Raw genomic sequence first — 24,523 nt, 5'->3', positions numbered from 1 at the left:
ATTGATGCCCTGATGTACCCTTTATGCTGTCCGAAAAAGTGTTGAATTTGTCCGTTTTTGAACAGTTCTGACCTATGTTTCGAAGGTTTCCCCTGATATTTCAGCGATTGGGGGTATTTTGGTAATTGGCATTAGATTGGATTTATCTTTTTGATAGAAACAAAAATTTACAACATCACCAAATGAAAACAATACAAGGTAAACGGGAAAAGAAGAATTGGAACTTTAGTTTTCCTTCCAAGAAAAAATTAAATGTAAGTGCATCCCTGGTACTCAGCCTGCTGATTTTTACCTCTTGCCTGGATCCACAGTTGGAAACCGTGGCGGATATCGAGGAAAGCTTTGTGGGCATCAGTTCTATTGAAGTGGATGCTGGCTTTCTTCCTGCGGAGTACCTCGGATCTCCTGATTTGGAGGAAGTATCCCTGGATGCCTTACTTCGGTCCAATGTGGATGGGGGGACGATCGCCTACCGGGTGGTAGGTGAAAAACTCATTGTCAACCTGGATCACAATGGCCTGAGAATGGGCCGGTCCGAGGGACACATCAGGCTCACGGGTCCGACCCATATGTCCTTACAGATGCATGCAGGTTCCGGCACGGTCCATGCCGAAAATGTTGAGGGAGATAGAATTGATTTGGAAGTGAATTCGGGCCGGGTTAGCGCCAAAAATCTTGACGCTCTGGAAGTATACCTTACAGCAAGCTCAGGTGAGGTTGTAGGTGAAAACATCGAAGGAAACACGATAGCATCCGTTTCATCCGGGAAACTGAATCTGGAACAAATTGAGGGAGACCTGGATGCAGAAACATCCAGCGGAAATATGGCATTCAGGGCTATCAACGGTTTATTGAATGTGAAGTTGAGTTCCGGAAAAATCACCATGGATCAGGTGCAGGCTTTGGGAAGGGTAAGCGTGAGTTCCGGGGAAGTGACAGGTAGCAACGTTGGGTTAAGCGAACATACTTCCTTTAAAGCGTCCTCTGGAAATATTTCCATACAAACCAACAGTAATTTGGCTGCTTTCAATTACGAAATCCATACTGGAAGCGGACGGGCAAAAGTTGGAGAGAGTGAATCATCCGGAACCCTGATTATCAGGAATGGTTCACCGCATACCATTAAAGGAGAAGTAAGTTCAGGTAATATTACCATAGTCAATTGATTGGTTCTATCCTGATATTTAGCTGAACCTATACATTTCGTAACTGCTGATTCATACAAATCGGTAAACAACTGTATTTCTGTAGCCAACAGTAGACCACTTTCGCTCTGCTGTTGGCCTTATGGGTTAAAAAAGTACGCATTCGAAAAATTTAGTAGTCCCCATATAACATTGGTTTAACAGGTGATTTTTTGGATAGTCACTGTTTTTTGAGGCAAATAAGTAGGTTTTGGAGTCCTATTTTAAAACCCTGGGCGTAAAAATGGTTCTGTGTTGGTTATTTTATTGCCGGATACTGGATTTTTGCCTATTATTGAATGCTATTAAAAGAGGTCCGGAATCAGCCGCTATTCCATAGGGGGCATCATTTTTTGGCTTCTAACTAGAAACGTTTAACCACCAACCATGAAAAAATTACAATTATCATTGCTGGCCCTGTTGTTATGGACTTGCCAGGCTCCAGTCCATACCGAATCGAATGACCTGGAACAACGGGCAGAACGGGTGACCATCATCCGGGATGATTACGGCATTCCCCATATTTATGCTGCCACGGATGCGGATGCGGTTTTTGGAATGCTTTACGCCCAGTGTGAAGATGACTTTAGAAGGGTAGAACGGAACTATATCTGGGCAACCGGCCGCCTGGCCGAACTGGAAGGAGAGGAGGCCTTGTACAGTGACCTTCGAGCGCGGTTATACATGACCGAGGCAGAGGCAAAAGCAGCTTATGAAGGGGCGCCTGAATGGCTTCAGGACCTGTGCGATGCGTTTGCCGACGGGGTCAATTATTACCTGGAAACCCACCCTGAAGTAGCGCCGCAGGTTTTGACCCGCTATGAACCCTGGTTTCCCATGTTTTTTAGCGAGGGATCCATTGGGGGTGACATTGAGCGGATCGCTACCCAACGGATTCAGGCCTTTTATGAAAATCAAATGGCCCTGGCTTATTCTGGATATGGTGATGGACTGTTGCATCCTGATCCCTATGAAGAGCCTAAGGGTTCCAATGGCATCGCCATTGCGCCAGAACTGAGCGAATCGGGAAATGCCCTGTTGCTGATCAATCCCCATACCTCCTTTTATTTTCGCCCTGAAATCCATGTGGCCAGTGAGGAGGGCTTGAATGCCTATGGAGCCGTTACTTGGGGCCAGTTTTTTGTTTATCAGGGTTTTAATGAAAAGACCGGGTGGATGCATACCTCTACCCGCCTGGATTTTATGGATGAGTTTTTGGAAGAAGTAAGGGAAGCCGAAAATGGCTATGAGTATGCTTATGGAGATGAATGGCGGGCAGTGGAGGAAATTCCTGTTACGCTTTCATATAGTTCCCCGGAAGGATTGCAGGAAAAAAGCTTCACCATGTACCGTACGCATCACGGTCCGGTCACCCACCAGTTGGAGGACAAATGGGTGGCCACCAAAATCAACTGGGATCCGGTCAATGCGCTGATCCAAAGCTTTACCCGCACCAAACTGGACAACTACGAGGCATTTGTAGAAATGATGGATATCCGGACCAATTCTTCCAACAATACCGTTTTTGCAGATGCTGAAGGCAATATTGCCTATTTTCACGGGAATTTTATTCCCAAAAGGGACACCTCTTTTGATTTTTCAAGACCGGTGGATGGCAGCGATCCGGCAACCGACTGGCAGGGTTTGCATACGGTAGCAGAGAGCATAGTCATTCACAATCCCCAAACCGGATGGATACAAAATTGCAATTCCACTCCTTTTACTGCGGCAGGCCCTTACAGTCCCAAACAGGAGGATTATCCCTATTACATGGCTCCCGATGCCGAGAATTTTCGTGGCATCCATGCAGTAGACCTGCTTTCCCAGGCAAGTGAGATTTCCCTGGACGATTTGATTGCACTCGGATACGATCCCTACCTGCCGGCCTTTGACTACCTTATTCCGGAGCTGTTGGCGGCATTTGAGGCGAACGGGGCGTCTTACAGTGATTTAGCCGCTCCGATAGAAGTTCTAAAACAATGGGACTATAAGACTGGAGAAAGTTCCGTGGCCATGTCCCTGGCTCATTTTTATGGCCTGTGGTTTAACAGGCAGATTGGAAGTCCTTATCGGTTGATACCTTTTAACCAAAAGGAAGGGAACGAATTGAATTATGAAGCGGAGGATGTATTGGAGGCCTTTGACGCAGCGGTGGAGCAGTTGGAAGCTGATTTTGGCTCCTGGGAAATGCCCTGGGGAGAGATCAACCGCTTTCAACGATTGAGTGGGGATATAGATTTGGCCTATGATGATTCCAAAGAAAGCCTCCCCATTGGATTGGCCTCGGGTCGCTGGGGTGCCCTGGCTTCTTTTGGTGCCAGTGCCCGGGAAAACACTAAAAAGCTCTACGGCTCCTCCGGAAACAGCTTTGTGGCAGCAGTGGAATTTGGAGAAAAGGTACGGGCGAAAAGCCTGCTGGCCGGAGGGCAAAACAGTGATCCGGAATCCCCTCATTTTGACGATCAGGCGCAAATGTATGCCGATGGCAGCTTCAAGGAGGTATCCTACTACCGGGAAGATGTAGAAAAAAAGGCTGAAGAGACCTATCATCCCGGGAAAAGGTAAAGATGGTCTGATATACATGATAAAATTCAGGAAAATTTACAGCCGGTGTAAGTGGATTTTTCGGCAGATTTTCAGAGATTTAGGAGGCCTACCAGAAAATACAGGTTACCTGGATTTAGTATAGGAGTATGCGTTTCCTTTTCACCAATCCTTGCCGCATATGGATGTAGAAATATTATCCCGGATTCAATTTGCTTTTACGATAGCTTTCCATTACATCTACCCGCCCCTTAGTATTGGCCTGGGTCTGATCATGGTGATCATGGAGTCCCTGTATTTGAAGACGGGAAATAAAGAATATGAAATCCTGGCCAAATTCTGGACCCGGATTTTTGCCCTGACTTTCGGTATCGGTGTGGCCACGGGAATAGTCATGGAATTTGAGTTTGGCACCAACTGGGCCACTTACTCCCGCTACGTAGGCGATGTGTTTGGAAGTGCGCTGGCGGCAGAAGGCATTTTTGCTTTTGCCCTGGAAAGCGGTTTTCTGGGGGTGCTGCTGTTTGGCTGGAACCGTGTAAAGCCCTGGGTGCACTGGGTTGCTACCATGGGCGTCTTTTTGGGGTCCATGTTTTCAGCGGTATGGATTGTCATTGCCAACAGCTGGCAGCAAACACCTGCCGGTTTCCATGTCGTAGGCGAGGGGATGGAAGCCAGGGCTGAGATCACCGATTTCTGGGAAATGGTATTCAACCCCTCCAGCATGGACCGGTTGATTCATACCTGGCAGGGAGCCTTTCTGGCAGGAGCTTTTCTGGTATTAAGCGTGCATGCCTACTACCTGCGCAAAGGCAGGTTTGTGGATATCTCCAAAAAAGCCTTCCGCATCGCCCTGGTAGTAGCTACTATTTTTTCCCTGTCTCAATTGGTTTCCGGTCACAGTTCGGCAAACGGCGTGGCAGAGAACCAGCCCGCCAAGTTGGCGGCTTTTGAAGGGCATTTCGAAGCCGCTGCCCCCGGAGACATGTACCTATTTGGATGGGTAGACAAAGAATCGCAACAGGTGTGGGGCGTAAAGGTGCCCGGAGGGCTTTCCTTCCTGCTGGATTACCGCTTCGATACACCGGTTACCGGCCTCAATGCCTTCAAGGAAGAAGATCGTCCTTCTCAGATTAACGCCGTATTTCAGTTTTACCACATTATGGTATCCATTGGGATGTTTTTGATTGCGTTGACCCTATTTGCCTGTTACAAGTGGATCAAGGGTGATTTGTTCGAAAGCAAAGGCCTGCTCTGGGTTTTTTCCTTTTCGGTTATCCTGCCGCAGGTAGCCAACCAGGTGGGTTGGTTTGCGGCAGAAATGGGAAGGCAACCCTGGGTGGTCTATGGGCTTTTGCGTACCAGCGATGCCCTGAGTAAATCGGTCACCGAAAATCAGGTGCTTTTTTCCTTGATTATGTTTTTCTTTATCTACACCCTGTTGTTGCTCTTATTTTTATATTTATTGAATAAAAAGATCAAACATGGGCCCTATGAGGAAAAGGATGACAATGACCGTCCCTTTCAACGGGAAGTCGCCCAATCATTTTCAAAACCTAACTAAGATCAGATGGAAACACTAGCCGGTATCGATTATCCCACACTTTGGTTTCTGGTGGTTGGTGGCCTGTTTTCGGGCTACGCCATCCTGGATGGATTTGATTTTGGCGCAGGGGCCTGGCACTTGTTTTTCAAACAGGAAAAAAGCCGGCGCCTGGCACTGAATGCCATTGGTCCGGTATGGGATGGCAATGAGGTTTGGTTGGTCATTGGCGGAGGAGCCCTTTTTGCCGGATTTCCGGTGATGTATGCTACCTTGCTTTCCGGCATGTACATTCCTTTTATGTTGTTTTTGATGTTCATTATTTTTCGGGCCGTGTCCATTGAATTTCGCGGCAAAGAGGAAATGGCCTGGTGGCGGAAGATGTGGGATATTTCCTATTCCGTATCCAGTATCGTTTTGCCTTTTTTGTTAGGCGTAGTGCTGGGAAACGTATTGCTGGGCTTGCCCATAGGGGAAAATTTTGAATACGAGGGCGGTGGTTTTTTTACCTTCCTGAACCCTTTTGCACTGATGGTAGGTATTTCTACCCTCGCGCTGATGATGAGCCATGGTGCCATCTACCTGCTATTGAAAACAGAAGGTAGGATGTACGCAAAACTAACTGTTTTACTAAAAAAGGGCATGATTTTCTTTATGGTGAGCTTTGGCATCACCTCCCTGTATACGCTGATTTACATTCCGCATCTGTCCGACACGTTTCGGGATCAACCCGTTTTATTTATCGTTCCGCTGCTGGTGTTTTTGAGTATAGCCAATGTGCCCCGCTTGTCGAGTAAAAAGAAATACGGGCAGGCTTTCTTTTTTTCTTCCCTGACGATTAGTTTGTTGCTGGTGTTGGTAGCGATCGAATTGTACCCCAACCTGCTGGTGTCTACGTTGGATCCTCAATATAACATCACTGTCTATAATGCCGCTGCTTCGGACAAGTCCCTGGGAATCATGCTGACCTTTGCTGCCATCGGGACACCACTGGTAATTGGGTACACGACCTTTGTGTACCTTACCTTCCGCGGCAAAGTGAAGATTGATGAGATGAGTTATTGAAGGCCATCCTCCCTCTTTTCCAAATGATTTGAGCGGTAGGCCATTGCCTTTTAGATGGATTCCTGTATATTTCCTTTAGAACCATCAAACCCAAAAACCATGAAAATAACGTCCCGCCTACGCCTAATCAGTTCTTTCTCTCTTTTCTTCCTATTTCTTCTCCCGGTTTTTGGTCAAAACCTGGACGTAAAAGACCAGGCCCTGCTGGATTTGGTAGCCGAGGATGCGGAAATAAAAAAATTGGCAGATGGCTTTCGGTTTACCGAGGGGCCCGTCTGGAACAAGGAGGAAGGTCATTTGCTGTTTAGCGATATTCCCGCCAATACCATCTATCAGTGGAAGCCTGGAGAGCAAGTAAGCGTTTTTAGGGAACCCAGCCACAATTCCAATGGCCTGACCTACGATGCGGAAGGGAACTTGCTGATGGCCGAACACGGTGGCAGAAAGATTGGCCAGCTAAGTCCGGAGGGACAGTACGATGCCGTGGTAACAGCATACAAAGGCACCCGGCTTAACAGTCCCAATGACCTGATTGTGCACAGCAATGGAGCCATCTACTTCACCGACCCCCCATATGGACTGCCAGCAGACGCCAGCGATACCTTGGGTATTTATGGAGTATACCGCTTTTACAAAGGGAAGACAACCCTGATCGACGAGGATCTGTACCGGCCCAACGGGCTGGCCCTGTCCCCGGACGAGCGCACGCTGTACGTGGCCAATTCGGACCGGCCCAAAAAATACATGAAGTACCCCGTTAGCAAAGGGGGGAAGGTAGGCAAGGGTAGCCTTTTTTTCAATGCCTCAGGTCTGTCTGGCAATGGGAATCCGGATGGCATTAAAGTGGATAAGCAGGGCAACCTCTTTGCCACCGGGCCGGGAGGAGTATTGGTATTTGCGTCCAATGGACGGCATCTCGGTACTATTCGCTTCCCGGAAACCCCCTCCAACCTGGCCTTTGGAGGCCCGGAGGGGAAAACGCTTTTTGTGACCGCAAGGACGGGTCTGTATGCCGTGGAATTAAAAGTGGCCGGAAACGAGTAAACTATGATAGAGAATAGACGGAAATTTATCAAGCGTTCTGCCCTGGGGGCAGTAGTCGGTATGACCGGCCTGCCTGCGGGCGTTTCTGGAAAAAATGCGCCGGAACCGGACAGGCAGGAGGAGGCCCTGGACCGAATTTTAGCCGAGCCCGTGTTGCGTCTGGACGAGCTAAAGGATCCGGTCTGGATTGAGACAGTAGAATTGCTGCGCAAGGGAGATAACTTTATCTGTCGCGTTCGCTCCAAAGAGGGTGCCGAAGGGCTATCCGTAAGCAACAACATGCAGATGAAGCACCTGTACCCCATTTTTGTCAACCGCATTCAGCCCTTTTTTATCGGCAAGGATGCCCGGGAATGGGAAAAGCTTTTGGAGGAGGTGTACGTGTACCAGAGCAATTACAAATTGCAAAACCTGGCCTTCTGGGTGCCCCTGGCCACCCTGGAGTTTGCCATTCTGGACTTGCTGGGCAAATTGGCCCATAAAAGCATGGGGTCCTTGCTGGCAGCATCCATCTACCATCCGGAAATTGCCGTGTACCAGGCCAATAATTACCGGGGAAAATCGGCGGAGGAATCCATAGATCTGATTGAAAAGCATGTCCGGGAAACCGATGCCCGGGCCCTGAAATTCAAGGTGGGTGGCCGGATGAGTCACAATGCCGATTATCCTCCCGGAAGGACCGAAGCCCTAATCCCGCTGGTCCGGGAGCGTTTTGGGCCGGAAATGGTGATCTACGCCGATTCCAACGGCTCCTACACTCCGAAAGAGGCCATACGCATTGGTAAACTCATGGAGGAATATGCCTATGATTTTTACGAGGAACCTGTGCCGTTTGACTGGTACGAAGAAACCCGGGAAGTCACAAAAGCGATAACGATTCCGGTAGCCGGTGGGGAGCAGGAACCCAGCATGCATGGCTTTCGCTGGCTGATCAAGGAGGATGCCCTGGACATCGTGCAGCCCGATATTTTCTATTTTGGGGGAATGGTTCGTTCCATGAAGGTGGCAAAAATGGCGGCCTTGAAAGGAATGCCCTGCACGCCCCATATTTCCGGCTCGGGCCTGGGCTACCTGTATATGATGCATTTTGTATCGGCCGTTGCCAATGCCGGACCGTTTCATGAATTCAAGGGATTTAACAATGAAATCCCCCTGGAAAGTCCAACTTCCAGCCTTTCCAGTAAAGGCGGCAAAGTGACCGTTCCAACGGGACCGGGGCTGGGCGTAACGCTGGATCCGGATTTTGTGGCGGAACACCGGGTGGTAACCGGGTAACACGGTAAGTCTGCAGGAAAAAAAGTAAAGGTAGGTTTCGTTACCTTTAGCTCCTTAGAACAATAAATGCTAATCCGTATAAAATGAACAAATACCTATTGAATGGCAAATTGACCGCAAAACCCGGGCATCAGGAAGCCCTGGCAGCGATTTTACTGCAAGCGTCCGAATTGGTGGCTACCGCTAAAGGGTGTAGGCTATATGTAATCGGAAAGGACAAGGCCGATAGCCATTCCGTATACATTACCGAAATCTGGGACAGCAAAGAGGACCACGACAATTCATTGAAAGTAGAAGGGGTACGGGAACTCATCACCCAGGCCATGCCCTTACTGGACGGCCCGCCAGCCAAAGGGCAGGAGCTGGAGCTTATTGGCGGTGCGGGAATTTAAGGTGGGGCTTCCATCGGGAGAGGTATGTAACAGTAGCAGAGGGGTCGTTTGCAACACCGGTCGGTTTCCCTGCGCAATAGACCGGTAAAACCGGATAAACAGAAAGGGAAGCTAGTATTAAATGGGTTGGCTTGGTGGAATATCGCGAATTATTGGAAAAACTCAAAACAACATTAGGTATCCTGTTATTTGAGCAAGTGTTACAAGTCCCTATATTGTCTTCTTCAAACATAAGATACCCTCATGTTAGCTGCGACACACAGCCGAAACTGATTATCGAATGCTAGTCATCGAAAAATAGCCTTTCAAAACTTCCGTTTATATAAGTGTTCTATCGCATTTGAGCCAAAAATTAAATGCTTGTTTAAATTTTTAACTAACTAGCGTAAATGAAATCTTACGAAATAGCGATTGTACCAGGCGACGGAATCGGAAAAGAAGTTATTCGAGAATCAGTAAAAGTGTTGGATGCCATCGCTGCCCAATGTGGTTTTTCCTTCAAGTTTACAAACCATGATTACGGGTGTGAGTATTACCTAAAACAGGGAAAAATGATGCCCGATGATGGTTTAGATCGACTAAGAGATAGTGACAGCATATTTTTGGGAGCCGTAGGCTATCCAGGAGTCCCCGACCATGTTTCGTTATGGGGATTATTGATTCCAATTAGAAGAACTTTTCAGCAATATGTAAATCTTCGCCCAGTACGTCTGTTAGATGGTATTTCGTCCCCTTTGAAAAACCCCGGTAACGTGGATTTTTACATCGTACGAGAAAATAATGAGGGAGAGTATTCATCCGCTGGTGGTAAAATCTACGAAGGCACGGAAAATGAAGTGGTCATTCAAGAAAGTATTTTCACCAAAAAGGGTGTTGATAAAGTAATGAAATTTGCTTTTGAATTGTCCAATACAAGAAGAAAGAAAATTACAAGTGCGACAAAATCCAATGGGATCATCCATACAATGCCGTTTTGGGACCAACGATTTCAAGAAATTGGAAAAGCTTATCCTCAGGTTGAAAAGAACCAATTTCATATTGATATTCTTACCGCTCATTTTGTACAGCATCCCGACTGGTTTGATGTAGTGGTTGCGAGTAATTTATTCGGCGATATTTTGTCCGATTTGGGACCGGCGGTGGTTGGAGGAATGGGTATTGCTGCCGGTGCTAATATCAACCCGGAACGGGATTATCCAAGTATGTTTGAACCCGTCCACGGCAGTGCCCCTGATATTGCGGGTCTCAACATTGCTAACCCCATTGCTTGCTTCTGGACTGCGCAAATGATGCTTGATCATTTGGGTGAGTATGAAGGTGCCAACTTACTGATGCAAGCTATCGAAACTAACATACGAGAGGGAGAAATACGTACCCGAGATTTAGGTGGGAAAGCATCTACCCAGGAGGTGACCGCTGCCATTATTGATAAAATATTGAAAAAATAATTACCCTGTTAACGGATCCTAAAACGGGCCATAAAACGTTCATTTCCAGGAAATACGAACCACACCATGTATTTTTGGCGTTTGAGCATACGGCAAGGGGGATACGGCAATTAGCGAATTTTTTAACTGATACTGATAAATGGTCCCTTTGTTGTCGAGTTGCCAGAACCACCGGCAATCAGTTTAAATACCTGGATCCAAGCCTGCCGTTACTATTCTTAGTTTCTGCTAAAGAATTGACCTGATATTTTTCGATTGGGGTTGCTGCTGATTATTACTTCACCACCACCCTCACGCGGTCCAGATTAGGAATACGGGTGAATGGCGTTTCCGTATCTCCATTTCGCTGAGAGACGGCCCTAAGGGTGATAAAATAGGTTCCCGATTCCGAAAAGGAATGGGTTCGTGTAATGGTCATTTTATGCTGATCTGTATCCCTCAGGTTTTCCTTCGCCAAAAAATCACCCGATCCATCCATATCCCAGGATACATCCACCAGGCTTCCCTGATTTTCGGGTATTTCTATCTGAGCAGATAAGGTGACGTTTTCACCGACGGATACCGCTGCCTTCTGGCTTCCATTAGCTTTGAGGTGGATGACGGGTTGGATACCCTTTCTTTCATTGGCTTCATCAGGGACAATTACCTGGCCATCGGTAATTTTATAGTTGGTAGCCGCAGCGGGTGCGATTCCCTTTTCGACCCAATTGCTCAGGTCCAGCAAGGCTTGCTGTAACACGCCTAGGTAGCTGACAATATGGGTAGGATCACCGGGCACCGCAACATCACCGTGACTGGCATGATCGGTAAACCACAGCCTAAAATTATCTTTATAGGCATCCCCCAGGGATTCTTTTACTTGTTTACGATACCAGTCTGATTGCCAGGGATAGGCCTCCGTATCCCACAGCGAACCCAGTAAAATCATTTTCCCCTTAAAATTACCGGTTGGCATGGCACCAACCGTGGCTCGTGTAAACATGGGGCCAAGCAACATGGGGCGTTGCGGATAGATAGGATTTCCGTTTTCATCTCTGAACTGATCCCATACCTCATACTCGGGGCCCGGTACCTGATGACGATGATAGGTTTGGGCGGCCAGATAATCGCTATTATCGACCTGTACCTCATCACCTACCTGGAGGGAAGCGGCAATTTTAGGATCTATGGCATCTACTACGACCAGGTCATTGTCAATGGATTTGAGTGCCAAAGCTTTCCCTTTCGTTTCACCCGATAGGATGTTGAGTTCCCCTCCCAAGAATTGCACCTCTGGCAGCCCCGAATCCAATTGAAAGGCGACAGGGAGGGTATCCGTCTTTGGGTCCAGATTTTGCCAGGCGGCATCGGCCGTTCCCCTGGCGTTGCCGGGACCATTTGCTATAGTCAATCCCAACTCATACGCTTCCCTTTTGGTGATAATTTTTTTGATCCGGGCTTTCTGTTGCAGGCGATCCCTCTCAATCGTTTCGTATTTGTCCTTTCCCAGGTAACCGGGTACCGTCCAGAAATCAGTGAAATAAGCCACATCGGCCATTTTCATTCCTTTAAATATAGCCGGAAAAGCATGTATACCCATTTTATCATAGTTGAACCATGCCTGTTTGGGAAAGCCCATCTTCGTAACTTCCATAAGGGCCGCTTTCTCCATCGGGTTTAGCCCGGCGTACATATCGCCACCCCCTGGTTCAATGGCATCCGCAATCTGTGGTAACTTATCCTGTAATACCCGCATCGCATGCATGCGTACCGTAAATACATTGGGGATGGCCATGGGCGAACCGGCCACGTACGGCACTGCTCCGTCCCAGGTATCGGTGTTTTCAAAACCACCTATGGTCCGATAGGCTCCGCCACTACCACCAAATGCATAACCGAATGGCCTCTGATCAGCAGGGTAAATTTGCCTGGCCACTGTTCTGGAAAACGCTGCACTGGCGGCATTGGCTTTATAGGGATTATAAAGACGATCGGCTCCGATTCCAGGGTTTCCGCCACCATTGGTCTCTATAAAGTAAGCACCGTTTTGGATAGAAAAACTGATTTTGTCTTCTTCTCCTGTAGCACCCTGAGACAGGTTTTCGTTGTCGGGTATAGGGGTAATGTACTGAAAGAAGCGGCCTTCATAGGTCTCCTTTGGCGGAAAATAGAACGAAAACCGGGTATCGGTCCCTTCGAATCCTCCATGTACATACCGATGTCGTATTGGCTCATCCCGCCACTCGTCAACATCTACATACGGCGCAGCAAATAGGGAATCAGCGGTCGCAAATCCCCATTTAACCGTTACCAGATTTGTCTGAGCTAATACTACCTGGCAGCCTGCGACAAGGAAGGTACAGATGAGTAATAAGTTAAATTTTCTCATTGGGCTTTAGTATTCGGATTTTAAGAAGTTTTTGGAAGGTGGTCCTTCATTTTTTTGGCAATAAAGCGCAAGGCCCAATCCGGGTTGAGCCGGTACATGTAATCCATCATGCGGGAATCCTTGCCAACGAAAATTCGACTTATGTTTTTTTCGATGCCGTCAATCATGATTTCGGCTGCCTTATCTGCAGGCAAGGCGCTGGAAGCTCCATTTTTCGAAGACGCCTTTTTTCCGCTGACCTCCAGGCCGGAATTTGCCATGATGTTGGTATGGATTGCGCCGGGAAAGACGACAGAGACCCTGACCCGGGTATTGCGCAACTCCTGGATAAGGCCTTCGGTGGTCAGCTTTACCGCTGCCTTGGAGGCCCCGTATAGGGTTTGCCCCGGAAATGCGAAAAATCCGCCCATGCTCGACACATTGACGATATGCGCCTCGGGCCGTTTCAACAGATGGGGGAGAACAGCCTTGGTGAGATAAAGCGTACCCCAAAAGTTTACATTGAATACCCGCTCCAACGTAGGATAATCCAATTCATTCAGATTTTTGAAAGGCTGAATAATACCCGCGTTATTGATTACACCATCCATAGGACCGTTTTCGGAAATGATTTGGGCAACCGTTTTCTCCACGGCTTCTCTGTCAGCAATGTTCAACGCATAAGTTAAAAGCGAACCGTCATTCGTTCCGGACAAAGCGAGGGTTTCATCCAGCCCTTGCTGATTGATATCTACTGTCACGACCCTGGCTCCCCTTGCCAAAAGGGTAAGTACCAGGCTACGGCCCATGCCATTTCCACCTCCCGTAACCAGCCATAATTTATCTGCTACTTTCATCCCTCTGGTTGGCTTATAGGTTAGAAAAGGTCAGGAACAGGATGCTTTTGGCGGGCATCACCAACTCTCCGGCCTGCACGCTTTTACCCTGGATTTCAGGTAAGGTATTATCGGATTTGAGTTGAAGTACTTCTCCATTCAGCTTGACTTCTTTGGAAAGAATATCGTCTGCCGTGAGCAGGTACTGCATGGCATCCGCCGGGATATCGAAGGATGTCTCGGCGTCTTTCGGATTAACCAATAACACTGCGTAGCCATTGGAAGCATTTTTCAAATTGTGAATAAACAGGTCGGGTCCATCAGCGGGCACTGGGGCATCGTAGACCTGCTGCCCCATGAATTTACTCCACAATAGAGCGGCCCAGTAATTAGGCCGGGGATCGTGGGTATCCTGTTCAAGCAAGGCATATTCACTAGCCGCCAAGGTATTGTGCATGACCACCTGTACGCCTTTTTTGGCCAGTCTCCCCAACTGTTCCAGGTAGCGGAAGCTATCTACATAGGTAGCTGCCCAGGGATTTCCCCCGCAGGCCGCTTCAGCGGTTTCAGTCAACCACAGGGGAGCATTGGGCAGGTATTGGTCTCGGGCTTTTTCATAGTAAGACAATCCTTCCTCGGTCTTTGAAAGCCATTCCTCGCTCAATGCATTTTCCGGGGTAAGTTGTCCCATGCATCGTTGGGAGACCCCTCCATAGTAATGGTAGCTAAAAATCTCAAATTCCGGCGCAGGGCTGGCCGAAAGAATTTTGTCGGTGGTTAGGGTAGAGTCGATTCCCGGGATGATTCCCCCTTCACCGGTCGATCCGGGCCCCATGATCTTCATCTCCGGAGCAGCCTGGGATACGAATGCTTCAAAAGCGGCAAAATCCTCCGCATACTGCGCCGCGTCATACCCTTCGGGTGCGCCACCATGGCTGGCATGTGAAGGTTCATTGAACATTTCGGCAGCATGGATCTCCCCACCGATTGAATGGGTGTAGTCCAAAAGTGGCGCTGCCTGTTCAGGCGTCCAGCCCCCGTTGGCGTCCCGAATGCCTTCACTGTTGGCAAAAGAGGTAACCAATCTGGCATCCATGGCCTTGCAAAAATCGATGACACCTTTCCATTCAGCCCTGGTCAATACATTTTCATATCCTTCGGGTGCCTCGCTCATTTTCGGCTCGTCGTTGTCCTGAAAATACGTGGTGTTGGCCCAGGTACCGCTTACACGAATGTACATAGGGCCTAGTGCCTTTGAAAGGGTACGTAGTTTTTCATCGTATAGGTTGATAGAGGGGATGCTCTGCTTGAGTCCGGCAAAACCAAGGGCCTGAACCTTGGCTGTATCAATTTGACTGTAGGGCACCCAAAAATCGCCACCGACCACTTCACACATTTCTACATTGATAGATTGGTAGCGTTCATTCACTTCGGCAACCTGCTCCATTTCGGAAAAGTCAAAAAGGGCAGAAGTTTCCGCGGTCTCCTTTTCGCTGGCGCAGGAAAGAGTTAGTCCGGCCAGTAGTATTGCCAGGTATTTTGGTATCGATTTCATAAAAACGCATTTGATTAGGATCCAAAAGTATTAAAATTTTTTATTGTATAAAAAAATATACAATATAATTTATATTTTTTTACTAATATTGCTTATTGGGGAGGGGGCAGGCCTGGGGCAGGCAATATTACCGATAGCTAGTTAATAAATTATGCCATTTACTTTTAATCGTATGGACGTATTGAGCGATAAAAACTATATTCCACAGGTAGCGATCGATTGCGTAATCTTCGGCTATGAGAATCGCCAATTGAAGGTTTTGCTTTCCAAACTGGCTTTTATGGGCGACTTTTATGCGCTTCACAGCGGCTTTGTTAAGCAGGAAGAGAACCTTGACGATGCTGCAAAGCGAATTTTGGAAGACCGAACCGGCTTTAAAGATATTTATCTGCAGCAGTTCAAGGTTTTTGGCAAGGCCGACAACAAACGGAAGCAGTTTTTGGATTCGCTGATAAAATCGAATTATTCCGAAGACCAAAAATTTCTAAGGGAGACGAACAATTCCAATGCATATAACTGGTTTACAAAACGTTTTATTTCCATTGGTTACTATGCCTTGGTGGATATGAAACGAGTCAGTCCCAAATTGACCCAGTTCGACGTGTCCATAGATTGGTATCCCATTCAGGAAGTACCCGAAATGATCATGCACTACAATGAGGTGTTTACCGATGCATTGGAAGCACTCCGGGCAGACATCGATCATAAATTCAATGCCTTCAATTTACTTCCAGAGAAGTTTACCATGAAAGAAGTGCAACAGATTTATGAGACGATATTTGAAAAGGAATTTACCCGCAGCAACTTTCAAAAGAAAATATTGGATATGGGCGTGCTTGAACGCTTGGAAAAAAAGTTAACCGGAGCGAAGAACAAAGCGCCCTATCTCTATAGACTGAAATAGCAGAACCGACATTTTTGGCAGGAAAATCCCTTCCTTTCTTACCCCCAAATAGAATAAATAGAGATAACTAAATTGGTATGAGATGAGAAGAAGAGAGAAAAGAGTGGCGAACGTAGGATAATTTTGGATTTCTGAACAGGACCGCTGAGGTTTTTAAAACCTCGGTGGTCTTTCGTTTAATTCTTTAAAAACTTTTCCCCAGGCTGATTCCCACATTGAATGGAAAAAAACGAATGGGTTTTTCAGCAAATTCGGAACCTTCAAAATTAAGCATAGGGGTGTAACCAGCCCTGAAAAAAAATCCACCCTCTGGTTTTTGATACCTGTAACCGATTCTCATGGTTATAGATTTATCCCAAAAAACTTCCTGTCTTAGATTTGTAGGAGTAAATTCAGAATCAAACATATATGTTCGATCCTGACGCAATAGAAAACCAGTCCCTAACTCCAAATGGTGCCGCGACTTTCCCCAGAAAACCGTGAATTCAGCAGGGAAAACAGGTGATAAGAAGTTTGGATAAAAAGGTTCAAAGCCTTTACGGGGAACCAATGAAAAGCCCACACTACCGGATAATTTCATCTTGTCTTTTTGATGGATTATTCGTCCATAGTGGGCTGCATATGATCCTGAATTTCCTAACAACTCCACAAAGACCATGTTTTTTGCGGTAAAAATTTCAGCGGATTCCTGTGCTAATGCACGATTATGAAAACAAAGCATAAGGACAAGGACCGGGAGAAGTAAGTATTTGTTGGATACTATCATCATTAGAAATCAATAACGTATGACTAAAGATACACCGCACTACCAGAAAAACAAATAATTTTAGTTATAACCCTCATGGTCATGACCGATTACCAGGTTTATGGAGTTTCAATACCGTCCATTTAAATTCTTTGGCAAAAGACCTTCTTTCACTTTGTGTACCAATTTTTAGCCATTTGGGCTTAGTGCAGGACCAATCAAGCAGGGAAGCTCCCAATTGAGGCTTTACGATAAAAATGGCCCAGGCCAGTGGCCTATCGGAAGCCCACGAAAAAATCGCCCTACCCGGATAATAGTAGCCGATTATCCTTGATTTCCTATCCGAATTCCTTATTTTGTTTATTGAAAACCGAGAGTCGGGTGGCGCATGGTTTGTGTGCAAGCAACCATCCTTTTGAGATAGGGATATTAGCCGCCACTTTCTGATCAAACACCGGCGAAGAAAAAAGCGGCAATACTATTACGAATGGTAACCGGGGGATTGCTGATTAATGTACTATTCAAAGCTTCGGATATGGGGTTTTTTGACAAATCCCCCCTAACGAAAAATAATTTACATTTTAATCCTGTAAGAGCATGGAAGAAGAAGTTCAAGATACCATGTGGCCCTTGCCAAAGTTTTACTTTACCGTCACCTTTGATTCACTGGAAAAAGCAGTGGTGTTTCAGGAGGTTACTGGCCTGGACGAGGAAACGGATACCATCAATTACCGCCACAATCAGTTTTCTACTATCAAAATGCCATCGTTGCTGTGCGGTGACGGCGTTGCAACCAATCCTTATGGCTACAGATCGGTCCCAGGACACTTCCTTCCGGATGTTTGTAGGCGGATTATCGGAATCGAACCCCCAAATACGTTCTTGGTTTACAAGGAACCAGGATCCTCTTAATCAATTGCCAGCTGCCTGGGGTATCGGTTTTGGCTAAAGCCAGGTTCTCGCTATTCTATTTTTAAGAATGGGCTAAAGCCGCATTCCTATTGAGGTAAAATTTATTTAGAACCAGGATTCTGATCATCAATTGCCTTCTGCTTTAGCTGTAGGTAATAGGTTTTTTCCCCTTATTAAAGGCTTTAGCCAAATCAGTGTTCCCAATTACATTCAAGTCCATGCTAAGCTAAAAAAGGCCTTCCAATTTCCGATGGAAGGCCATTACTATTTAGATTTACCTGAGTTTAGGGAAGCAATTTACTCTTAAAGACCATCAGCTTTTCCCGGGTCATGTCCTGCATGGAGTGGGGGATACCGCCCAGTCCTTCTCCGGAGGCATCTCGTCCGCCAAAGGGCATCCAATCTACCCGGAAAGCTGTATGGTCGTTGACCATGACGGCGGTGGCGTTAAGCTTTTGTACGGTGTCCAGGGCCAGATCGATGTCTTTGGTAAAGACGGCCGCCTGAAAATGGTATTCCAGGCTGTTGGCCAATTCAATGGCCTTCTCCCGGTCTGCATAGGAATAAACACAGACCACCGGCCCGAAAATCTCCTCTTTGGATACGCGGACATCCTGGGGAGGATTAAACAATACCGTAGGAGCAAAACAGGTGTCGCTGATTCGCTTGCCGCCACAAAGCAATTCGGCACCGCCATCCACGGCCTCTTTCACCCATTCCTCTACGCGGTCCACTTCTCCGGTACGGATCAGCGGGCCTACTTCCGTAGCTTCATCCAGGGGATCGCCCACTTTCAGTTTTTCGGCCGCCTCGGCCATGTCCAGTGCCAGTTTTCTGGCGATTTTTTCATGAACAAATACTTTTTGAACGGAGACACAGACCTGTCCGGCATGATAAAAGCCACCCTTAACCAGCAGGGGCAACATGTCCTCCATGACGGCATCTTGCTCTACGATCACCGGAGCAGCACCGCCGTGTTCCAGGGCACATCGGGTGCCGGGAGCCAGTTTCGACTTCAGGTACCATCCGATTTTACCCGAACCAATAAAAGAGAGGAAATTGACTCTTTTGTCTGTGGCCAGCTTTTCGGTCAATTCATTGGTACATAGCACCATTTGTACCCAGCCTTCCGGTACGCCTGCCTCCTTTAGGATTTCTACCAGTGCCTGACAGGACAAGGGAGTGGTGCTGGCAGGTTTGATGATCACTGGGCAGCCTGCCGCAAAGGCGGTTACGGTCTGGTGCACGATTAGATTTAACGGGTGGTTAAAAGCGGAAATCGAGGCCACGACACCGATTGGTTCCCGAATAGTAAACGCAAGGCGGTTGACCGAGGACTCGGTGATGCCCATGGGTACTTGTTCTCCGCGAAGCTGCGAAATCTCTTCGGTGGCAATCTTTACCCCATTAATAGCCCGGAGTACTTCCACTTTGGAGTCTTTATAGGGTTTGCCGCCCTCCTGAGCGGCCGTTTTGGTCAATTCTTCTACCTTTACCTCCATGAGTTGACGGGCTTTTTCCAGAATCGCTATTCGCTTATAGGCAGGAATCCAGCCAGACTGGTTTTGAAACAGCGCATAGGCGGTTTGGAGGGTTTTTTCCACGGCAGCCTCATCCATCATGGGCAACTCTTTGATTAGTTGTTGATCATAGGGGGAATGTACTTTTAGTTTATGGGTAGTACTCATAATTTCGCTGTTTTTTCTTTTAACATTACATTTAAAATGGGATGGTTTAGGGAGTAATCGACCTGCAAATCGATCACGTGCACCCCGGGGCTGTTCAGGGTTTTATCCAGAACTTCCTGAAGTTCCTGATCGCTTCCCGGCCGATAGCCATGGGCGCCGTAGCTTTGGGCATACTGAATAAAGTCCGGATTTTTAAAATCCAAGCCAAAGTCTTTGAAACCCATGTCTTCCTGTTTCCATTTGATCATCCCATAGGATTGATCATTAAGAATAATGACTAACAGATTGAGGCCCAGCCGAACAGCGGTCTCTAGTTCCTGAGAGTTCATCATAAAACCCCCATCCCCACATACGGCTACGACTTTCTTGTCAGGATAAAGCAGGTTGACGGTCATGGCTGAAGGTAGTCCCGCACCCATGGAGGCCAGGGCATTGTCTAACAACAGGGTTTTGGGCTGGTAACACGTATAGTTACGGGCAAACCAAATTTTGTACACTCCGTTGTCCAGGGTGATGACATCCTTATCTCCCAGCTTTTTACGCAGTAGGTTTACGAGGCGCTGGGGCAGGGTAGGAAAGCGCTCGTCTTCAAAATATTTACTTAAATGGCCAGCCACCTCTGCTTTTACCTTTTGATAAAAAGAAAAGTCCCAGTTGCTGGTTTTAGTGATTTTCTCTGTCAGTTTTTGTACTGCCGTGGTGATATCTCCCACCACGTTGAGTTGGGGGAAATAAACGGGGTCTAGTTCGGCCGGGGCAAAGTTCACATGGATCACCTTTTTACCCCCATGTTTCATGAAGAATGGGGGTTTTTCGATTACATCGTGCCCCACATTGATGATCAGGTCGGATTCATCCAGGGCGGCATGCAGGAAATCGTTGCTGGACAATGCGGCGGTTCCCAGGTATTGGGGGTGGCGTTCGTCGATGACCCCCTTGCCCATTTGGGTGGTAAAAAAATAAATCCCCGTCTCGTCTACGAAATCTGCCAAGGCATCGCAGGTTACTTTTCGGTTGGCTCCTGCTCCGATCAGCAATAAGGGCATTTTAGCTTGCTTGATCATGGTGACTGCCGCATCTATGGCCGCATCATCCGGTTTGGGCATGATATGCCCGACCACCTCAAACACGGTATCTTCCGTCTCCTCCTGGGCAATGTCCTCCGGCAATTCCAGGTGTACGGCACCGGGTCTTTCTTCTGTAGCCAGACGGAACGCCTCCCGAATATTGGAAGCGATGACACTGCCATTCACAATTTGCTTGGTGTATTTGGTAAGCGGCCGCATCATGTCCACCACGTCGATGATCTGGAAGCGCGCTTGCTTACTTTTTTTGATGGGCTTCTGACCGGTGATCATCATCATGGGCATGGCTCCGAGCTGCGCATAGGCTGCCGGAGTTACGAGATTGGTCGCTCCGGGACCCAGGGTGGCCAGGCAAACGCCCGGTTTGCCGGTCAATCTTCCGTAAGTAGCGGCCATAAAACCGGCTCCCTGCTCGTGCCGGGTAAGGATCAGGCGTATGGAAGACTTGCTCAGGGATTCCAGCAGGTCCAGGTTTTCCTCTCCGGGAACGCCAAAAATATATTCTACCCCTTCTTTTTCCAGGGCTTTGACAAATAAATCAGATGCTTTCATAAGTAAAAATTGTGGTAGTAGCGTTTTGTTAAGTAAGAGCAAATTTGATACTAATCTACCCTTTATGAATTTAAATTGCCAATTTTTTAGGTCCTGGGGTTAAAATCTGAGTGGGAAATGATCGCTTCGCTAGAATAATTGTAACCTATTGAAATTAAGTGCGCTATATTGGATAAACCGACTTTTTCATCATGGAAAATACACTATTGGTGATTTAAAATTATCCACACTAAAATTTATGTAATTCAAAATTAAAAAACTGTTTTGTTCATTTTTAAAGTAAAAAATATTGTAAAATACTATAATTACTAATTTTTATCTATTACCTTTATTTCATCAAACAGGAATAAGATTAAAAGAAATTTTTGAGTTTGGATCATCGGATTTTTGGAGATGAGTAGGTAGCTTGAATAAAAGGGTAGGAATAGCCTTTTGAAATGGATATTGGTTAGTTGGTTATTTTTTAATGTAGGGTTTGTCCGGGGCTTCATGAACAATGGGGCTCCGGCATTTTTTTTACTGCCATTTAATAGGGTAGACAGGGATTTTCCTTAATCCCTTCGTCAAATTACTTTTTCCGTCACTCAGGTAAGACTTCCTAATCTCAAAATCTGCAGGCAAACTGTTAAGCATAATTCCAGTAATTTTTTCTTTCCTATTGTCTGTATTGCACTCAATTGAGGCAAAATAATCCGATAGATTTCTCTAAATATTTCAAAGTCCTTTCCCTGCGGCCGCAGTTTTCAATGCATTTGTTGTAGGACGGGTTGGGTTTGTACTGCGTATATGGATGATTCCATCATACAATCTACCGACTTCCAGCTCAGCATAGGTCCGTTGGGGATCATGTACCCAACCGGTAAGAAATAGTTGTTGTGGAGCGTTTATCCATGCTTCAACTTCCGTAGGATAAGAGGCTTTCCGGAAGTCAATTAAAAAGTTTTCAACAGTTGACTGGGAAAGGTACCATGGCCAGGAGTCAACGGGTGCAGGAGGTATGGGTATCGATTTCAGGTCTCCCAGAAGGTTAGGAGGTACGCTTAGGCGGGTTTGATAGGATCCCTGATTCACTTCCAATCCAATGGCATAATATTTTTCACCATATTTTTTTCTTAGCTGATATCCCATTAAAGTGGTCCCTCTCCAGAGATTCGTTTCCTTCCAGATATTCTTGGCGATATGGGAATTGTGTTCCCAAACGACAAATTTTGCGTCCGGACCCGCCTGGTCTACAAGGTAGATCAAGTTTTCGGCCATGGATAGGGATCTAACCATGACACCGTCTATAAAGGGAGGCTTCAGCGCAGGTGTGTTGGCAAAGATAAATTGTCGCATCACACGGAGATTATGCAACGCCTGTTCAAATTCGGGTGATGATGATTTTTTGACCAGCGGTTCCTTATTGACCACTAGATAATCCATTAAAGTTTGAATCGACGGCAAGGTGGTCAACATTAGCTTATCAAATCCACCATCTTTTTGCATAGGCCATTTTTCTTCCTCCTTTGCCAGGATCCTGAATATCGAATCTGTTTGCAATTTCCAATCCGGGGCTACCCTTTCAAGGTAACTCAATACCTCTTTTCTCCCGATTTCCTGGTAAGCAAGGTCTAAACCATAAAATTTAACCTGCCTCTCCACAGGTAAATGTTGGTTATAAGATCTCATCCATTGGATCATCGCTACCATCTCCTCTGTATCCCAAACGACATATCCCTGCCCCGTGAGTATGGAGGACAAATCTCCTTCCCCATGGAGGATATAGTCGTTAATCGGCTTACAGGCAAAATAGGGGGCTTCTATGGCAAAACCCGTATATCCCAACTCATTTACCAAAAATTCCAGTAGACGGTGTTTTATCTGGAAAAATTCTCTGGTCCCATGGGTAGCCTCCCCAAGACCTACCACTTTTACGTCTTTTAACATTTCCTTAAGGGGCTGCAAATCTTCATACCCATTACCTGCCTCCAGATGCCGGATAGGAACCGCATGTTTCTCAATCCAGGAAATGATTGCTTTTTCATCTGACTGGTCTGCTACCTGTCCAAAGCAGGTAGCAGCCAGCAAAAAGCCATTCAGTACCAAAACATACTTGATTGAGTTTTTCATGCCTGAATTCATTTAAACAAAAATTTCTTATTAAATAAGCCTTATTCTTAAATTTTACAAAGTAGCCATATCAATCACAAACCTGTATTTTATATCTCCTTTTAGTATCCGCTCATAGGCCTCATTTATTTGCTGGATAGGTATCACTTCTACATCTGCTGTGATGTTATGCGCTGCGCAATAGTCCAACATTTCCTGTGTTTCAGGAAGTCCGCCAATGATAGACCCTGCAACAGCTTTTCGGTTAAAGACCATGTGAATAGCGGGTAACTTCATCGGTTCGGTGGCAACGCCGAGTAAAATGAGGGTGGAACTTGGTGAAAGTAAGTAAAGGTATTTTTCATAGTCATGATTGGAAGACACGGTATCGATGATGAAATCAAAATAATTAGTAACCTTCTTAAGTTGGTCTTCATCGTTTGTTAAAACAAATTGCTTTGCTCCAAGCCTTTTGGCATCCGCTTCTTTAGATGGAGAAGTACTTAGGACGGTTACCTCAGCACCAAAAGAGGCCGCAAATTTTACAGCCATGTGGCCGAGACCGCCTAAACCGAGGACACCTACTTTATGGCCTCTACCAATTTTCCAATACTTCATGGGAGAATAGGTGGTGATGCCCGCACAAAGCAATGGTGCTACCTTCTCAAGCGGAAGTGCATCGGATACTTTTAAAACAAACCGTTCATCTACCACAATTTGGGATGAATATCCTCCCTGGGTTACCGTCTTTCCGTCCTTTTCATAGAAGCTGTACGTTAATACAAAACCATTCTCGCAGTATTGTTCCAAACCATCGCTACAGTTTCCACATTCCCGGCAGGAATCAACCAGACATCCTACTCCGGCATAATCACCCGCTTTGAATTTTTCCACTTTATTGCCAACCTGAAGAACCCGACCGACTATTTCATGGCCAGGTACCATGGGATACAGTGACATCCCGATGTCATTTCGTACAAAATGGATGTCTGTATGACAGACTCCGCAGAAGAGGATCTGAATGGAGATATCATGAGGTCCTGGTTCTCGTCTTTCAATGGAAAAAGGAGCCAGAGGGGTGGATGCATCTTGAGCAGCATATGCTTTAACTGTAGTCATGGTCTTTTTTTATTTAGGGTTTTACCAGGTAGTTGATGTTTTTTTATTTGACTGTTCGTGACAAATTAGGGGACCTATTAATTTCCGAAACCCGAACCTGTTAGGGTTCAAAGTCGAAAAAGAGTTCACCCTTTGTCTATTATTTCAAAATTTTTAAATAAACTTATAAAAAAGGTTACGACTGTGGTTAGCACTAT

17 protein-coding genes are annotated in these 24,523 nt (G+C 46.5%); 10 read left to right on the top strand and 7 right to left on the bottom strand.

The genetic code is table 11. The annotated features are described in order from the left end of the window. The first annotated feature begins 182 nt into the window (after positions 1-182). The 8 genes from GJS45_RS02395 (at position 183) to GJS45_RS02360 (ending at position 10,495) form a co-directional block, all read left to right on the top strand. Positions 183-1,166, top strand: coding sequence for a DUF4097 family beta strand repeat-containing protein (locus tag GJS45_RS02395; RefSeq protein WP_162339834.1), 984 nt, complete (start codon positions 183-185; stop codon positions 1,164-1,166). 405 nt (positions 1,167-1,571) lie between these two features. Continuing rightward, positions 1,572-3,749 (top strand): acylase, encoded by a 2,178-nt coding sequence (locus tag GJS45_RS02390; protein ID WP_162339833.1) that lies wholly within the window; start codon positions 1,572-1,574, stop codon positions 3,747-3,749. 160 nt (positions 3,750-3,909) lie between these two features. Then, on the top strand, positions 3,910-5,292 hold the full coding sequence (locus GJS45_RS02385) for a cytochrome ubiquinol oxidase subunit I (RefSeq protein ID WP_162339832.1): 1,383 nt from the start codon (positions 3,910-3,912) through the stop codon (positions 5,290-5,292). 6 nt (positions 5,293-5,298) lie between these two features. Then, positions 5,299-6,336: a cytochrome d ubiquinol oxidase subunit II gene (gene cydB / locus GJS45_RS02380; protein ID WP_162339831.1), complete on the top strand. Its 1,038-nt coding sequence runs from the start codon at positions 5,299-5,301 to the stop codon at positions 6,334-6,336. Positions 6,337-6,435: 99 nt separating this feature from the next. After that, on the top strand, positions 6,436-7,380 hold the full coding sequence (locus GJS45_RS02375) for an SMP-30/gluconolactonase/LRE family protein (protein ID WP_162339830.1): 945 nt from the start codon (positions 6,436-6,438) through the stop codon (positions 7,378-7,380). Between the two features lie 3 nt (positions 7,381-7,383). Next, positions 7,384-8,655: a mandelate racemase/muconate lactonizing enzyme family protein gene (locus GJS45_RS02370; protein ID WP_162339829.1), complete on the top strand. Its 1,272-nt coding sequence runs from the start codon at positions 7,384-7,386 to the stop codon at positions 8,653-8,655. Positions 8,656-8,738: 83 nt separating this feature from the next. Further along, positions 8,739-9,047: a putative quinol monooxygenase gene (locus GJS45_RS02365; RefSeq protein WP_162339828.1), complete on the top strand. Its 309-nt coding sequence runs from the start codon at positions 8,739-8,741 to the stop codon at positions 9,045-9,047. Positions 9,048-9,436: 389 nt separating this feature from the next. Continuing rightward, positions 9,437-10,495 (top strand): tartrate dehydrogenase, encoded by a 1,059-nt coding sequence (locus GJS45_RS02360; protein ID WP_162339827.1) that lies wholly within the window; start codon positions 9,437-9,439, stop codon positions 10,493-10,495. 274 nt (positions 10,496-10,769) lie between these two features. Here GJS45_RS02360 and GJS45_RS02355 read toward each other — a convergent pair whose 3' ends face one another. The 3 genes from GJS45_RS02355 to GJS45_RS02345 are packed head-to-tail and all read right to left on the bottom strand — an operon-like array spanning position 10,770 to position 15,233. Beyond that, on the bottom strand, positions 10,770-12,863 hold the full coding sequence (locus GJS45_RS02355) for a PKD domain-containing protein (protein WP_162339826.1): 2,094 nt from the start codon (positions 12,861-12,863) through the stop codon (positions 10,770-10,772). Positions 12,864-12,883: 20 nt separating this feature from the next. After that, positions 12,884-13,699, bottom strand: a complete 816-nt coding sequence (locus GJS45_RS02350; RefSeq protein WP_162339825.1) for an SDR family NAD(P)-dependent oxidoreductase — start codon at positions 13,697-13,699, stop codon at positions 12,884-12,886. A 13-nt stretch (positions 13,700-13,712) separates the two neighbouring features. Continuing rightward, entirely contained in the window at positions 13,713-15,233 is a 1,521-nt protein-coding gene (locus GJS45_RS02345) for a glycosyl hydrolase family 79 N-terminal domain-containing protein (RefSeq protein ID WP_162339824.1), read from the bottom strand. 151 nt (positions 15,234-15,384) lie between these two features. On the opposite strand from GJS45_RS02345, the gene GJS45_RS02340 reads away from it, so the two are divergent. Together GJS45_RS02340 and GJS45_RS02335 are read left to right on the top strand one after the other, a co-directional pair. Next, positions 15,385-16,137, top strand: coding sequence for an NUDIX hydrolase (locus GJS45_RS02340; RefSeq protein ID WP_235954550.1), 753 nt, complete (start codon positions 15,385-15,387; stop codon positions 16,135-16,137). A gap of 1,342 nt (positions 16,138-17,479) precedes the next feature. Further along, complete coding sequence (locus tag GJS45_RS02335; RefSeq protein ID WP_162339822.1) at positions 17,480-17,794, top strand: hypothetical protein; 315 nt, start codon at positions 17,480-17,482, stop codon at positions 17,792-17,794. A gap of 284 nt (positions 17,795-18,078) precedes the next feature. Here GJS45_RS02335 and GJS45_RS02330 read toward each other — a convergent pair whose 3' ends face one another. From GJS45_RS02330 to GJS45_RS02315, 4 genes are all read right to left on the bottom strand, one after another. Continuing rightward, entirely contained in the window at positions 18,079-19,482 is a 1,404-nt protein-coding gene (locus GJS45_RS02330; RefSeq protein WP_162339821.1) for an aldehyde dehydrogenase family protein, read from the bottom strand. Beyond that, a complete protein-coding gene (locus GJS45_RS02325; RefSeq protein ID WP_162339820.1) occupies positions 19,479-21,119 on the bottom strand; it encodes an acetolactate synthase large subunit in 1,641 nt (546 codons plus the stop codon). The genes GJS45_RS02330 and GJS45_RS02325 overlap by 4 nt, the downstream gene beginning before the upstream one ends. Before the next feature lie 714 nt (positions 21,120-21,833). Beyond that, a complete protein-coding gene (locus GJS45_RS02320; protein ID WP_162339819.1) occupies positions 21,834-23,228 on the bottom strand; it encodes an erythromycin esterase family protein in 1,395 nt (464 codons plus the stop codon). Positions 23,229-23,282: 54 nt separating this feature from the next. Next, positions 23,283-24,326 carry an NAD(P)-dependent alcohol dehydrogenase gene (locus GJS45_RS02315; RefSeq protein ID WP_162339818.1) on the bottom strand — a complete coding sequence of 348 codons (1,044 nt, stop codon included), beginning with the start codon at positions 24,324-24,326 and terminating at the stop codon, positions 23,283-23,285. Positions 24,327-24,523 lie beyond the last annotated feature (197 nt).

Origin of the sequence: Cyclobacterium salsum (genome assembly GCF_010119245.1) — a bacterium.
In the GTDB taxonomy this organism is placed as follows: domain Bacteria; phylum Bacteroidota; class Bacteroidia; order Cytophagales; family Cyclobacteriaceae; genus Cyclobacterium; species Cyclobacterium salsum.
The sequence above is the reverse complement of the archived record's forward strand: the minus strand, read 5'-3'. Positions and strand labels throughout refer to the sequence as shown.

Excerpts from the sequence above, each read along its gene's own strand:
- cydB (WP_162339831.1), top strand. The coding sequence starts at position 5,299 with ATGGAAACACTAGCCGGTATCGATTATCCCACACTTTGGTTTCTGGTG.
- GJS45_RS02315 (WP_162339818.1), bottom strand. The coding sequence starts at position 24,326 with ATGACTACAGTTAAAGCATATGCTGCTCAAGATGCATCCACCCCTCTG.
- GJS45_RS02385 (WP_162339832.1), top strand. The coding sequence starts at position 3,910 with ATGGATGTAGAAATATTATCCCGGATTCAATTTGCTTTTACGATAGCT.
- GJS45_RS02355 (WP_162339826.1), bottom strand. The coding sequence starts at position 12,863 with ATGAGAAAATTTAACTTATTACTCATCTGTACCTTCCTTGTCGCAGGC.
- GJS45_RS02370 (WP_162339829.1), top strand. The coding sequence starts at position 7,384 with ATGATAGAGAATAGACGGAAATTTATCAAGCGTTCTGCCCTGGGGGCA.
- GJS45_RS02360 (WP_162339827.1), top strand. The coding sequence starts at position 9,437 with ATGAAATCTTACGAAATAGCGATTGTACCAGGCGACGGAATCGGAAAA.
- GJS45_RS02350 (WP_162339825.1), bottom strand. The coding sequence starts at position 13,699 with ATGAAAGTAGCAGATAAATTATGGCTGGTTACGGGAGGTGGAAATGGC.
- GJS45_RS02325 (WP_162339820.1), bottom strand. The coding sequence starts at position 21,119 with ATGAAAGCATCTGATTTATTTGTCAAAGCCCTGGAAAAAGAAGGGGTA.
- GJS45_RS02375 (WP_162339830.1), top strand. The coding sequence starts at position 6,436 with ATGAAAATAACGTCCCGCCTACGCCTAATCAGTTCTTTCTCTCTTTTC.
- GJS45_RS02330 (WP_162339821.1), bottom strand. The coding sequence starts at position 19,482 with ATGAGTACTACCCATAAACTAAAAGTACATTCCCCCTATGATCAACAA.
- GJS45_RS02320 (WP_162339819.1), bottom strand. The coding sequence starts at position 23,228 with ATGAAAAACTCAATCAAGTATGTTTTGGTACTGAATGGCTTTTTGCTG.
- GJS45_RS02365 (WP_162339828.1), top strand. The coding sequence starts at position 8,739 with ATGAACAAATACCTATTGAATGGCAAATTGACCGCAAAACCCGGGCAT.
- GJS45_RS02335 (WP_162339822.1), top strand. The coding sequence starts at position 17,480 with ATGGAAGAAGAAGTTCAAGATACCATGTGGCCCTTGCCAAAGTTTTAC.
- GJS45_RS02395 (WP_162339834.1), top strand. The coding sequence starts at position 183 with ATGAAAACAATACAAGGTAAACGGGAAAAGAAGAATTGGAACTTTAGT.
- GJS45_RS02390 (WP_162339833.1), top strand. The coding sequence starts at position 1,572 with ATGAAAAAATTACAATTATCATTGCTGGCCCTGTTGTTATGGACTTGC.
- GJS45_RS02345 (WP_162339824.1), bottom strand. The coding sequence starts at position 15,233 with ATGAAATCGATACCAAAATACCTGGCAATACTACTGGCCGGACTAACT.
- GJS45_RS02340 (WP_235954550.1), top strand. The coding sequence starts at position 15,385 with ATGCCATTTACTTTTAATCGTATGGACGTATTGAGCGATAAAAACTAT.